This is a genomic window from Frigoribacterium sp. CFBP 8766, assembly GCF_014841435.1.
Lineage (GTDB): Bacteria > Actinomycetota > Actinomycetes > Actinomycetales > Microbacteriaceae > Frigoribacterium.
Map to the genome: position 1 here is coordinate 654,724 of NZ_JACYTX010000001.1, position 13,751 is coordinate 668,474.

At 69.5% G+C, this 13,751-nt stretch carries 7 protein-coding genes; 4 read left to right on the forward strand and 3 right to left on the reverse strand.

What is annotated here, in order from left to right:
- The first annotated feature begins 3 nt into the window (after positions 1-3).
- The 3 genes from IFT90_RS03185 to IFT90_RS03195 are packed head-to-tail and all read left to right on the forward strand — an operon-like array spanning position 4 to position 2,520.
- Complete coding sequence (locus tag IFT90_RS03185; RefSeq protein ID WP_192040930.1) at positions 4-654, forward strand: bifunctional 4-hydroxy-2-oxoglutarate aldolase/2-dehydro-3-deoxy-phosphogluconate aldolase; 651 nt, start codon at positions 4-6, stop codon at positions 652-654.
- Positions 651-1,649 carry a sugar kinase gene (locus IFT90_RS03190; RefSeq protein WP_192040931.1) on the forward strand — a complete coding sequence of 333 codons (999 nt, stop codon included), beginning with the start codon at positions 651-653 and terminating at the stop codon, positions 1,647-1,649. Before IFT90_RS03185 ends, IFT90_RS03190 begins: the two co-directional genes overlap by 4 nt.
- Entirely contained in the window at positions 1,633-2,520 is an 888-nt protein-coding gene (locus tag IFT90_RS03195) for an ROK family protein (protein ID WP_192040932.1), read from the forward strand. The genes IFT90_RS03190 and IFT90_RS03195 overlap by 17 nt, the downstream gene beginning before the upstream one ends.
- A 6-nt stretch (positions 2,521-2,526) precedes the next feature.
- Here IFT90_RS03195 and IFT90_RS03200 read toward each other — a convergent pair whose 3' ends face one another.
- The 3 genes from IFT90_RS03200 to IFT90_RS03210 all read right to left on the reverse strand — a co-directional run bounded on the left by IFT90_RS03200 (position 2,527) and on the right by IFT90_RS03210 (position 7,831).
- On the reverse strand, positions 2,527-4,560 hold the full coding sequence (locus IFT90_RS03200; protein WP_192040933.1) for a hypothetical protein: 2,034 nt from the start codon (positions 4,558-4,560) through the stop codon (positions 2,527-2,529).
- 91 nt (positions 4,561-4,651) lie between these two features.
- Positions 4,652-6,577, reverse strand: a complete 1,926-nt coding sequence (locus IFT90_RS03205; protein ID WP_371740977.1) for a PQQ-binding-like beta-propeller repeat protein — start codon at positions 6,575-6,577, stop codon at positions 4,652-4,654.
- 432 nt (positions 6,578-7,009) lie between these two features.
- The gene (locus IFT90_RS03210; protein ID WP_192040935.1) at positions 7,010-7,831 is read right to left on the reverse strand and encodes a MarR family winged helix-turn-helix transcriptional regulator; all 822 of its coding nucleotides are present in this window, start codon (positions 7,829-7,831) and stop codon (positions 7,010-7,012) included.
- A 547-nt stretch (positions 7,832-8,378) separates the two neighbouring features.
- Here IFT90_RS03210 and IFT90_RS03215 point away from each other — a divergent pair.
- Complete coding sequence (locus tag IFT90_RS03215) at positions 8,379-13,727, forward strand: S-layer family protein (protein WP_192040936.1); 5,349 nt, start codon at positions 8,379-8,381, stop codon at positions 13,725-13,727.
- Positions 13,728-13,751: the final 24 nt, after the last annotated feature.

Consider the following 13,751-nt stretch of genomic DNA (forward strand, 5'->3'; position numbering starts at 1 on the left):
AGCGTGTCCGACGGAGCACGCACCCCATTCTCACGACGGCTCGGCGAGAGCAAGGTCATCGCAGTGCTCCGAGCTCCGCACGTCGACGTGCTCGCACCCGTCTGCGACGTCCTGATCGACGAGGGCATCCCGAGCGTGGAACTCACTTTGACGACCCCCGACCTGCTCCGCTCCCTCCCTGAACTCGTCGAACGGTACGCCGCGAAGGCAGACATCGGGGTGGGCACCGTCACGACCGTGGACGAGGCTCAGCGGGCGATCGACGCTGGAGCCGACTACCTCGTGACACCGACGATGAACCTGCAGGTCGTCGAGCTCGCGGTGAACTCGCGTGTCGCCGTCGTTCCCGGCGGCCTCACACCCACCGAGCTCGCCGCGGGATGGGACGCGGGGGCGAGCGCGGTCAAGATATTCCCCGCCCAGGCAGTCGGCCCCGCTTACCTCCGGCACCTGCACGGACCGTTCCCCGGGCTCTCGGCGATCCCGTCAGGCGGCATCGATCTCGCGGCCACCCGCGAGTGGCTCGCGGCGGGTGCCGTCGCCGTGAGTCTCGGCGGCCCACTCGTCGGCGATGCCCTCGCTGGCGGTGACATCGATCAGCTCCGACGCCGCTGCCGAGCCGTCCGTGGGCTCGTGGACGACACGACCTCGTGAACGCGTCGAGCCCAGAGGCCGCACCCCGCGTCCTGACGTTCGGCGAAGCGCTCGTCGGCTACGCGACGGCCCAGGACGATCTCCGCTCGGGAGCGCAGTTCACACGCTTTGCCGGAGGCGCCGATCTCAACGTCGCCGTCGGGCTCCGGCTGCTCGGTGTCGACACCACGTGGGCGAGCGTCCTCGGCCGCGATGCGCACGGCGACTACCTGCAGGACGTCGTCGACACGCTCGGCATCACACCTGTCACGGTGCGGGCAGACGGGCCGACCGCTCTCATGTTCAAAGCCGGCGGAACGAGTGGTGACCCTGAGATGCTGCAAGTGCGTGGTGACACGGCCTTCGCGCGCCACGCTGGTCTGGTGCTGTCATGCGGTGATCTGCTCGACGGCATCGACCACCTGCACCTCACCGGAATAGTCTTCGCCGTCTCACCCGTCGCCCGGGCCGCCGCGTTCAGGCTGCTCGATGCCGCCCGGGACGTGGGCATCACCGTGTCCTTCGACCCGAACCTGCGTCTCAACCTATGGAGCGATCTCGACGAGATGCGGCGCACTGTCTCCTCCGTCGCAGCGCGAGCGCAGGTCGTCCTTCCCGGTCTCGGCGAGGCGCGGCTGCTTACCGGCACGGACGACCCCGCGGCCGTCGCGGACTTGTACCTGTCTGCGGGAGCGCGCGAGGTCGCCGTCAAGCTAGGCGACGAGGGGGCCATCGCCTTCGAGGCGGGACGCTCCGTCCGATCCCGTCGCTTCCAGGTCGATGCCGTCGACACCGTGGGGGCGGGCGACGGCTTCGCCGCGGGATACATCGCCGCGATGCTCGCAGGAGAGGACCTGGGCGCGAAGGTCGACCAGGCGGCAGCAGTCGGCGCGCTCGTGACCACAAGCAGGGGAGATCTTGCCGCGATGCCCACCCGCGCACACGTTGACGCACTGCTCACTCGTACCGCCGCGCGCAGCCATGAGGGAGGTCCCGCGAATGCGGATCGGCATTGACGTCGGGGGCACCAAGATCGACGCGATCATTTTGGGCGACGACACCGGAGTCCGCAAGCGGGTGCGTCGTGAGACCGTCAGCGGCCCGGACGGGGTCCTCTGCGGCATCCGGGCGGTCGTCGACGACCTCCTGGACGGGCACGACCCGGCCGCGCAACAGGTCACGCACGTGGGCGTCGGCATCCCCGGCGTCGTCGACGGTGCGCGCGGCATGGTGATGCATGCGGTGAATCTCGACATCCACGAACTCGACCTCGCCTCGATCCTCGCTGCCGCGCTCGGCACCCGCGTCACCGTCGACAACGACGTGAACGCGGCTGCCACGGGTGCCGCCCACCTGATCGGCGGCGCCGCTCCGCTCGGGTACCTGAACCTGGGCACCGGACTGGCAGCAGGCGTCGTCGTCGACGGGCACGTGTGGCGAGGCTCCCGCGGGGGAGCGGGCGAGATCGGGCACATCCCCGCGGATCCGAACGGGTACGCCTGCTTGTGCGGTCAGCGCGGTTGCCTCGAGACCGTCGCTTCGGGCACCGCTCTCGCGAAGCTGTGGCCCAGTACCTCCGTGCTGCCCGCCGTCGATCTCTTCGATGCCGCTGACCGTGGTGATGCCAGAGCCCGCCAGGTGCGGGGCGTGCTCGTCCACGGGGTCGCGTCCGCCGTGCGCCTCCTGCTTCTGTCCACCGACGTGGAGGACGTCGTGATCGGGGGCGGACTCAGCAATCTCGGCGAACGCCTGCTGGAGCCGGTGCGAGGCGTGTTCGTCGACTGGAGCGCGCGCTCGCCGTTCCTGGCGTCCCTGGGAATAGTCGACCGTGTCCAGCTGCTCCCGCCCGGCGTGCCGGCCGCCGCCGTCGGAGCCGCGCTCCTCTGAGCTCTTCTAGCGGATGTCCGTCGTCCCTGAGCCGATGTCGACCGGCTGCGGACGCGCGCCGTCTTGCACCGCGACGAGGTTGAGACCGCGCATGGTGTAGATCACGCCGTTCTCGTCGACGTCCAGGTGCGGACCGCTGTACCACCCGCCGTCGATGCCGGCGACGACGGTCGACAGTTCAAGGGTCCTGGCGTCGACACGAAACAGCGTCGTGTCAGACACGCCGTAGATCGTGTCGTCGACACGAGCGAGGGCACCGAAATCGGTCGCGACACTGCGGACGTCGAGGGTGGTCACGACAACTTGGGTCCGCAGATCGAGGACGAACAGTCCGCTTGCTCGGCGGCCGAGCCCGAACAGGTGGCGACCGTCCGTCGCGAGCGCGGCGATGCCCGCCGTCAACCCGGGATCGACGCGCCAGAGCTCCTTGCGGGCGACAGGATCCCAGGCGACGACGGTGCTACGCGGTCCGTCCGGGTAGATGTTGTCGCCGCCCAGGTAGGCGACGCCGTCTGCCGTCGTGACCGCTCGCACGAGCTGCCGGGCGTCGACGGGGTTCACCGTGGTCGTGCTCGCCCCGCTCGTGGGTGCGAAGGTCGTGACCGAGCCGCCGCCGTCGGTGTCGTTCTGCGCTCCGAGCAAGGCGAGTCCGTTCACGGCGTCCCAGCACACGTCGAGCGGTCTGTTCTGGCCTCGGGCCGGGGCGACCACCTGCGCGGGGGCGTCACCCGACGTCGGGTCGTAACGCCACATGCCCTGCGAGTTGTACTGACCCGTGTAGAGGATGCCGTCCACGACGACGCCGTCCTTCGCCTCGCCCGGCATCCGCAACAGGGTCTGCGCACCCGTAGTGACATCGAACCGGTTGAGCGCGCCGGTGCCGCCGACGTAGGCAGCACCTCCACCGACGGCGATGCCCATCGCCGTCTGCGGCGCGGCGGGTGCTCCTGCCTCGATGAGTTCGGTCAGCATGCTCGTCCTGGTTGCCGGGTCGATCTCGGCGACGAATCCGTAGGCGGACGCCCCGACCAGCCTGTCCCCGACGACGTCGAGACCCCACAGTGTGTCGAGGTTGCGGGTCTGGAGGTTCGTGATCTTCTTCGTGGTCCGGGAGTACGCCACGACGCTCGGAACCTTGATGTAGTAGATGTCGCTTCCGCGTCGACGCAGCGTCATCCCCGTCTGCGGGATCGTCTCGTAGACATGCGGCGACGCGATCTCGATGAGAATCGACTTCCCCGGGCCCTTGAGGGTGACTCCGAGCAGGTCGTCGAGCACGGAGAGCGACGTGACCGAGACCGCGGACGCGAACTCGTTCGGCAGGATGTCGCGGTACGACCGAGTCGAGCGATCGAACGAGTACAGCTTCGCGGTGCTCCCGGCACCTCCTGCGAGCACCGAGCCGGTGCCGAGATACACCGTCGTCGCCGTCGTCGCCACCGCCTGGGCGATCGTGGCCCCAGGGTCCGGAAGGCCCCAGTTCGCGACCATGCCGCTGGTGGGGTCGACCTCCCAGAGGGATGGTGGATCGGTCGGATCACCACCACCGGCGACGTAGATCATGCCGTCCGGTGCGACGGCCAGAGCGCGTACGTCGCGGTCGCCCGTCTCGGCGAGGGGTACGGCGGCGGTGTCCGCGGTGGTCAGGTCCCACCGGTGAACGCTCGCGCCGGTGGCCTCGGTGCGCAGCACACCGATGTAGAGACTCGCCCCGTCGGGCGAAGCCGCGAGCGCCTGGACCGCGTATCCGGACGAGAGCTCGGTCCGGGTCGTGACCGCCTTGGTCGCGAGGTCGAACCCGATCACGCGAGCGGGCTGGAGGTTTCGCGATCCGATGTAGAGGGTGTCGCCCACCACGAGGCTCGACATGAGCGGGAACTGCACCACGGCGGGGCCGAGGTCGTCGATGCGCACGTCGCTGTCCGCGTCGGTCGTCGCCGGCGCGCCCCACGCCGCGGCCCCAGACGGTGCGGCGACGGTGAGCGCGCTCAGGGCGGTGGCACCGATCAAGAGCTGGCGTCGGGTGAGGTGCTGCGTCATGACGTGTTCCTTCCTGTTCTTCCAACCATTCGTGGCGGGACAGCGTGAGGGGGCCAGAGATGCGCGGTTCGCCGGGTGCGGGAACGAGGCCTCAGCCGCAGGTCGCTCCATCGGACGCGAGCGGCAGGGTCGTGAGGCAGCGGGCTCGGGCCGTCGCATCGTCGGCGAAGGAACGGTCATCGATGCGTACGAGGTCGCGTCCTCGAAGGGTATACAGGCGGCCGTGTTCATCGGCGGCGATGTGCGCTCCGCTGTACCACGCTCCGTTGATGTCCGGCACGACTTCTGACATCGCGAAGGTCATCGGATCGAACCGGAACACGTCTGTCTCGGACGCCCCGTAGACGACACCGCGGCTGACGACAAGGGCGGAGAACCCCGTGCTTACCGAACTGACGTCCGCGGTGTGGACGACCTCTCGGGTCATGAGGTCGACCACGAAGAAGCCGCCCTTCCGCGTCAGTCCGTAGAGGTGATCGCCCTTCACCGTGAGTGCCGAGATGCCGGCACCGGGCATCGGTGCGGTACGCCACAGCTCGATGCCGGTGACGGGATCGAGCGCCACGACAGTCCCCGGCCCGTCGGCATTCTGGAGCCCGCCGCCGAGGTACGCGACACCGTCCTTGCTCGCTACGGCGCGCACGTACTGGTCGCCGTCGATGGGGTCGAGGAAGAAGTGGGAGTCGTTAGTGGCGGGGTCGTAGGTCCAGAGCGAACCGCCGCCGGTCGTGTCGGATTGCGCACCGACGAGGGCGAGCCCGTTCACGTCATCCCATTGGACGTCCTGCGGTCGGTTCTGCTCGCCGGGGAACTGGGCGACACGACGGAACGGCAACCCGTCGTCCGGGTCGAAGCGCCAGATGCCCTGCGAGCTGTACTGGCCCGTGATCAGCGCGCCGTCGACGACGACGGCGTCCTTCGCCTCGCCAGGAGCGCGCAAGTACTCGACGGACTCATCGGACAACCGGTGGCGTGCGACTGCTCCCGTCCCGCCGACGTAGGCCGAGCCCCCGCCGACGGCGACGCCCATCGCCGCCTGCGCCGACGCCGGCGCACCCGCCTCGACGAGGTCCGTGACCGTTGAAGTACCAGCTGCAGGATCGATCTCGGCGACGAAACCGAAGGCTGAGGTGACGACGAGCGAGGTCCCCCTGGCGTCAATGCCCCAGATCTCACCCAGTGAGGGGCCCTCGAACGTGACCGGTGCGATGACACCCGTCGCCGTCGACCAAGAGAGCACACCCTCTTCGTTGGCGAAGTACGCCGTGTCTCCGATCACTGCGAACTTCTTCGCCGTCTTTCCGGTCGACGTCGCGCTCGCGTAGCTGGCGTAGTCGGTGAGATCGATCGCCGCGACCTTCGACTGCTCGGTGGAGGCGGCAGAGCCTACGAGAAGCCTGCCGTCGAGAACTGCGAGCTCGCGGATGCTGGCGTCGTTGCGCATCTCTGCGGGTGTGATGTTGCGCGAGGTCCTCGTCGACCGGTCGTAGGCGTATAACCCGGCTCGGGCCGCGCCGCCGCCGAAGAGCGTCCCCCCGCCGAAGAACACGGTCGTCTCGGTGGCTGCGACCGCGCGGGCTCCTGTGGCCGCGGGGTCGGGCGCTCCGAGATTCGCGACCTGCTGGGTCGTGGGGTCGTACTCCCACAGCGGTGTGGGTGTGGTGCCGCCATCGCCGACGGCGAAGACGTGGCCGTCGGGGGCGACCGTGATGGCTCGCACGTTCCGATCCCCGATGCGGCCGATCGGCGCGGCGGGCACGTCGGGGGTCGTGACGTCCCAGCGGAACAGGTTTGGCTTCGTCGAGCCGGCATCCGACAGCACGCCTGCGTAGATGTAGCGCCCTGTCGGATCGGCGGCGATCGCCTGGATCGACACGCCGGAATCGAGATTCGTGGTCGCCGTCACGAGACGGGTGTCGAGATCGAGGGCGACGATCCGCGCGGGCACCACATTCCGGGACCCGACGTACACCGTGTCGCCGATCGTCACCGAACTCATCAACGAGAACTGCACCACCGCCGGCCCTAGATCATCGATCCGCGGTGCGCTGGCTGAGCGCGAAGGGGACTCGGCCTGAGAGGGAGCCGCGACCGCAGGGGTCACGGCCATTATGACTGCCACGGCCATGACTCCGCCGATCAAGAAGCCTGGACGAACAGTGCGACGTTTAGTGCTCATGCGAATTCTCCGTTGAACGCTTGCGAGTGGGGTCACTGAACTACGGCGGTTCCGTCGAGACAAGGGATCCGGGCGCAAGCGAACAATTACAAACAGCCGAGCACCGAAGGATGATGCGGATTCTCCTGCCCGGCTCCGCGTCGCCCGTGGCGGTGCCCACGCGGGCTGGGACTGCCGCTGCTCGAGACGACGCGATGGAACGGGCGTGTGATCGGCAGTGCGTTCCTCGGCGAGCTCAGTGACTCGCTCGTCCTGTGCGGTTGCCCGTCATCAAGCCCTCGAGGGGCGGGGCGAGGGCCAGGTGGCGACGATCGAGAAGAGGTCGACGAGCGTGTCGCGGTGGTGTCTGACGACGTCGTCGATGCCGTCGACCACCTGGCGGCCACGGTCCGTCACCATGAGGGTCACCGCCCGGGCATCCTCGGGGACTCGGCCGCGGTGACGGCTGACGAGACCCTCGGCGACCAGCTGGTCGATGACGTACGCCGTGCTCTGGCGGTACGTCCCCTGCGCCTCGCTCACGTCGCGCGGCCGGATGTCCTCGGTGGCTGCGATCTGGACCAGGGTGGTTCGTCGTCGACCGGTGACGTCCGGCAGGTCGAGGTCGCGGACGGACGCTCCCAATTCTTGGCCCACACGGCCGGTCAGGCCGAGCACGGCCAGGGGATCAGTGGGCTGTCCACCTCTGCGCTGAGGTCTGGGAGGCGCGTCGAGTCCCCTCAGGACCGCTGCGGCCAGGTGCTCCGACTCCCGGAATGACACGTGCAGGGATCCTCGGAGCGCTTCGGCCCGCAGGTGGCCGAGGGGAGTCAGTTCCACGGCCACGGCGCGACCGTCGAACTTGCTCGGGGCGGTCGACACGAGCCCGTCACGGCGGAGTCTGTGGATCAGGTGGTGGAGGACGTGCCGGGCCATCGACGCGCTCGAGGCGAGCTCCCTCGTCGTGGGCTGGTCCCCGAGAGCCAGCTCGCTGAGGACGATGAATTCTTCGTTGTCCGCCCACGTGCCGTCGAAGGCCACGGTGACCAGGCCCGTGATCGTTTCGCTGAACTGCCCGAGCAGAGCGCTGATGGAGGGGGTGAGATCGGACAAGGCGAGCTGCTTCTTCCAGCATCATGACGATGAACACGCGGACGAGCAGTCATGACCTCTGCCGCCAGTGGTGCCGGCCATGGACTCGTCGAGTCGGTGGCGGCTTTGACAGTGCGGCAGGGTCTGGGCCTGACGTCACTCTAGGTGCCCATGGGTCGCCGCGGCCGAAGGACACCATGAGCTTCAGCCCAGCCCCCTCCAGGCGGTTTCCTCGGTGTGGAACCTCGCCGGGCTCGCATCTGTACCCCATATGCGCTGTCTGGCGGTTCTTGTCGGCCAGACCGAGGACATAACGTACCCCGTCAGAGTGCGCAAAGTGGCCTATTCGCGAGGACTTCTGGACATCTTCTCCTGACTCATTTAGCTTGTTGAGAAATCCCCGTCATGCGGGGTGGGTCACACGTTCGAGGGGATGTGGCTCAGGCCTTACCAACCGAACCAGCCCACCCCGGGCCTGCAGCAGTGCGCATCGATCGTGCGCGTCTCCCGGATCACCCATGGGGCGGACGCGTTGATCGGTGTGCGCGTTTCTCAAGGACGACAACACATGCCCTTTGCCTCTGCCCGGAAGAAGTTCGTCGCCCTGATCGGCATCGGAGCGGTGATCGCCTCGGCCGCGGTCGTCTTGCCGACCAACGGCCTCGTCGCCCCGGCCTCGGCAGCCCAAGATCCTGTCGCCTGCCAGAACACGCTCGGTCTTGTCAACGGCGGCTTCGAGCAACCGGTCGTCCCTGACAACTCGGTCAACTACCTCACCGCCATCCCGGGGTGGCAGACGACCGATGCGCAGAGGTCGTTCGAGATCTGGGGTCAGGGCTTCCTGGGTGTGCCAGCAGCCACGGGCAGGCAGTTCGCGGAACTGAATGCGTTCTCCGCGGGGACCCTCTTCCAGGACGTCGCCACGACACCTGGCCAGACCCTGAGTTACTCGTTGCAGCACCGCGGCCGGAACGGCACAGACACGATGGCCGTCCTCATCGGACCGCCCAACAACAACAGCCTCGTGACCGCCGGCACCTACAGCGATGGGAACACCGCCTGGGGCACCCACACGGGCACCTACACGGTGCCCGCCGGGCAGACCACCACCCGTTTTGCCTTCCGGGCCATCAGCTCGGCAGGAGGCAGCCCCACCACGGGTAACTTCCTGGACTCGATCAGCTTCGGCACCGGACCGTGCATCGTCGCCAACAAGACGGTGCAGAACGTCTCGGGGAACAACCCCACTCGTGTCGGTGACACGCTGCGCTACACCGTGTCGGCCACCAACAACGGCGGCAACCCGGCGTTGCTCGCCGTCGTGAACGACGCGCTGGCCACCGGTGTCACCTACGTCCCCGGATCGATGCGGATCACCGCGGGCGCCGGGACCGGGCGCCTCACCGACCAGGGCGGCGACGACCGCGGGGAGTACACAGCGGCGTCTCGGAACGTCGCCGTCCGTCTGGGCGACGGGGCCTCCGCGACCGGCGGCGGCACGATCCAGCCGGGCGCCACGACCACGGCCACCTTCGACACGGTCGTGAACGTCTCGGCCGCGAACGGCTCCGTCGCCAACACCGCCACCGTCGGCTTCACCGACCCCATCCTCGGTCAGACCCGCGCCTCCACCACCCAGACGACCTCGACCACGATCGCTCCCGCCGCCGACCTCGCCGTGACGAAGGTCCTAGACACGACCTCGGTCGTCGCCGGCCAGCCGATCTCCTACACGGTCACCGCCTCCAACAACGGACCCCAGGCCGGCACCGGTGTCCGCGTCACCGACACCCTGCCCGCCGGGCTGACCGGCGTGACCGCGACAGGTGCGGACTGCACCGTCACCGGCACCACCATCAGCTGCGCCGTCCCCGACCTGGCCGTCGGAGCCAGCACCCCGATCACGATCACCGGGACAGTCCCCGCGACGGCCGACCCCGGCGCGGGCCTGACGAACACAGCGACCATCGCCGGTTCGCTCACGGACCCCGACCGCACCAACAACTCCGCCACAGCAGCAGCCACGGTCACCACCGCGGCGGACCTGTCGATCGTCAAGACCTACGCTCCCACCACCCCCGTGGCCGGCGAGGCGGTCACCTACACGTTGACCGCCCGGAACGACGGCCCGTCCGACGCCCGAGGCGTCACCATCACCGACCCCCTCGACCCCGAGGTCACCTTCGTCTCGGCCACCGTCCCCGGCGGCACCTGCACCCTGACCGATGACGTCGTCACCTGCGACGCAGGTACCCTGGCTGCCGGGGCGACCCAGACCGCGACCATCACCGTCACCCTCGCCCCGGACGCTGCCGTTGTCCAGAACACCGCAGCGATCACATCCTCCACGCCCGAGACGGACCCGACCGACAACACCAGCTCGACGCAGCTCGCGGCCACGGCCTTCGCTGACCTCAGCATCGCCAAGACGGCCACGCCCGCGACGGCGACCGCCGGCGACGAGGTCGCCTACACCCTGACCGCCACGAACAACGGCCCCTCAGACGCCACGAACACCGTGCTGAAGGACACCCTGCCGACGGGGGTGACGGCCACGAACGTCGTCTCCCCGGCCGGGGCCACGTGCGATGTCACCGACGGTGCTGTGCAGTGCCAGTGGACCACTTTGGCCGAAGGCGCCACGGGCGTCGTCACGGTCACCGCGACCATCGCCGCTGACGCCCCTGCCGGGTCGCTCACGAACACGGCCTCGATCGTGTCGCCGACGTCCGACCTCGACACGACGAACAACTCCGCCTCGGCTGACGTCACCGTCGAGCAGGACGCTGACCTCGCCGTGACGAAGAGCGCGAATCCGAACCCGGCAGTCGCCGGCGGGCCGATCACGTTCACCATCACGACCACGAACAACGGACCCTCCGTCGCCCGTGGCGTCGTCACCAGCGACCCGCTCCCCGCCACGATCACCGGTGCCGCGGCCAGCGACGACTGCACGATCGTCGACGGCGTCGTCATCTGCCAGCTCGGCGACCTCGCTCCCGGTGTGTCCTCCGTCCGGACGGTCACCGCGACCGTCCCGGCCAGCGGCGCCGGCGTCGACGTCGTGAACACCGCCTCCACCAGGTCCTCGACCCCTGACGGCAACGCCGCGAATGACCAGGCCACCGTGACCGTCCCCGTGACGGCCAGCGCCGACGTCTCCGTCGTCAAGGCCGCCGCGTCGACGACGGTCCGCCAGGGGCAGCCGGTGCAGTACACCGTCACCGCCAGCAACGCCGGGCTCTCGGACGCTCAGGCCGTCACCGTGCAGGAGCGACCTGCCGCGGGCCTGACGATCACGAACGCCGTCCCGTCCGTGGGGACCTACGACGCCGCCACCCAGGTGTGGACCGTCGGGACCCTCGCGAACGGCGCCAGCGCGACCCTCGCCGTCACCGCGACCGCCGACGCTGCGGGTTCCCTGGCCAACCAGGTCGTCGCCAGCTCGGTGACGCCCGACCCGGACACCGCCGACCTCACCTCGACCGCGACCGTGACGGCCACCGCCGTCACCCCCGCGTCCTCGACGGCCGACACCGCCACGGCCCCGTTCAACGAGCCGGCCACGTTCCTGCCGCTGTCCAACGACACTCCGTCCACCGGTGCCACCTTCGACCAGGCCTCTGTCCGCCTCGTCAACGGAGCCGGGAACCCTGTCCTCACCCTCGCCACCTCACAGGGTCAGTTCGACGTCGACACGGCGACCGGTGAGATCGTCTTCACCCCGGTCGCCGGCTTCGTCGGGACGGCCACGGCTCCGTACCAGGTGACCGACAGCGACGGCCGCGTGTCGACGTCGACGGTCACCGCGACGATCACGGGCCCGCCGACCGCCGCCGACGACACCATCACGACGCCCCAGGGCGCGGACGTGACCGTGCCCGTCCTCGGGAACGACACCGGCGCCTCCGGCATTGCCCTCGACCCGGCCTCGGTGCAGCTGGTCGACCCGACCACGGGCGCGCTCGTCCAGACTCTCACCGTCGACGGGGAGGGAACCTACTCGGTGACCCCCGACGGCGAGGTCGTGTTCGAGCCGCTACCGACCTTCACCGGCCCCGCGACGCCCGTCACCTACAGCGTCGCTGACGTCAACGGCGACCGGGACACCGCGACCCTGACCGTGTCGGTCTTGGCCGCACCGTCGCCCTCTGGAGTCGAGGACACCGTCGGCACCGCGTACAACACCCCCGTCACGTTCGCCCCGACAGGGAACGACGACACCGGCGACCCGGCCGCGTCGTTCGACCTCAACTCGGTGCGCCTGACCGACCCTGCCACCGGCGACCCCGTGACCACGGTCACGATCGATGGCGAGGGCACCTACACGGTCGACACCGCCACAGGTCAGATCACGTTCACCCCCGACCCGGACTTCACGGGCGAGGCGACCCCGGTCAGCTACACGGCGACCACCACGTTCGGCGAGTCGGTCACGGCCGACGTCACCGTCACGGTGGGCGCCCCCGGGGCGCCGACCGCCACGGACGACGTCGGGACGGCGCCGTTCGGGGAGTCGATCGTCGTCAGCCCGCTGGGCAATGACACCTCCGGCCCCGCCGGCACGTCGTTCGTCACCTCGACGCTGCGACTGATTGATCCCGCCACCGGCACTCCCGCCACGACGGTCACGGTTCCCGGTGAGGGCACCTGGACCGTGGACACCACGACCGGGGTCGTCACTTTCGCCCCCGTCGACGGGTTCACCGGACCTGCGACTGCGCTGGAGTACACGGCGACGACGAACGTCGGCGGCACCGTCACCGGAACGATCACCGTCACGAGCGGCACCCCGCCGACGGCGACGCCCGACTCCGCCACCGTCCCCTCGGGCAAGCCGGCCGCGATCGACGTCCTCGGCAACGACGGCCTCGGGAGCGCGGCGAACTTCGCCGACGTGCCCGTGACGTTCCTCGACGGCGACGGGAACCCGGTGACGACCCTCGTCGTCCCCGGCGAGGGCACCTGGACCATCGGTCCCGACGGCCGCACGGTGACCTTCACCCCCGAGACCGGGTTCGTCGGGACGGCCACCGTCCCGTACCAGCTGACCGACAGCGACGGGCAGACCGACATCTCGACCGTCAGCGTCACCGTCACCGCGGCACCAGTGGCCGTGCCGGACGTCGCGACCACCGGGCAGGACACGCCCGTCACGGTCACCCCGCTCGCCAACGACCGTGTCAGCGGCACCGGAGCGACCCTCGACCCCGCCACCCTGCGCCTGGTCGACCCGGCCACCGGGAACGCCGTGACCACCGTCACCGTCCCCGGCGAGGGAACCTGGACCGTCGGCGCCGGCGGTCAGGTCACTTTCACCCCGCTCGCCACGTTCTCCGGGACGGCGACCCCGATCGGGTACCAGGTCAGCGACACCGACGGAGTCACGACGGGATCGACCATCACCGCGACGGTCACCGGCGTCGCCCCGGTCGCCGGCAACGACACCGTCACGGTCCCTCGAGGCGGATCGGTCACCATCGACCCGTTCGCGAACGACACCGCCGGCACCGGTGACCTCGATCGCAGCTCGCTGCGCCTGGTCGACCCGACCACCGGCGCCTTGGTGACCACCGTCACCATCCCCGGTGAGGGCACCTACACCGTCGACACCACGACGGGACTGATCACCTTCACCCCCGACCCGGCCTTCACCGGCACCTCGACGATCACCTACTCCGTCGCCGACGGCAGCGGGAACCGGACCACCGCGACCCTCAGCGTCGACGTGACCGCCCTGCCCGTGGGGGTCACACCGGCACCGGGCGGAGGCGTGATCATCACCACGCCGACCGGTCAGCAGCTGGCCTTCACCGGGACCGAGACGGCCGGATGGGCAGGCCTCGGAGGGCTGCTCCTCCTCCTGGCCGGGACAACCCTGGTGCTCGTGCGACGGAAGCGGCGCGAAGAGCGCTGACACGAACGGCCGGTCCGTACTGAC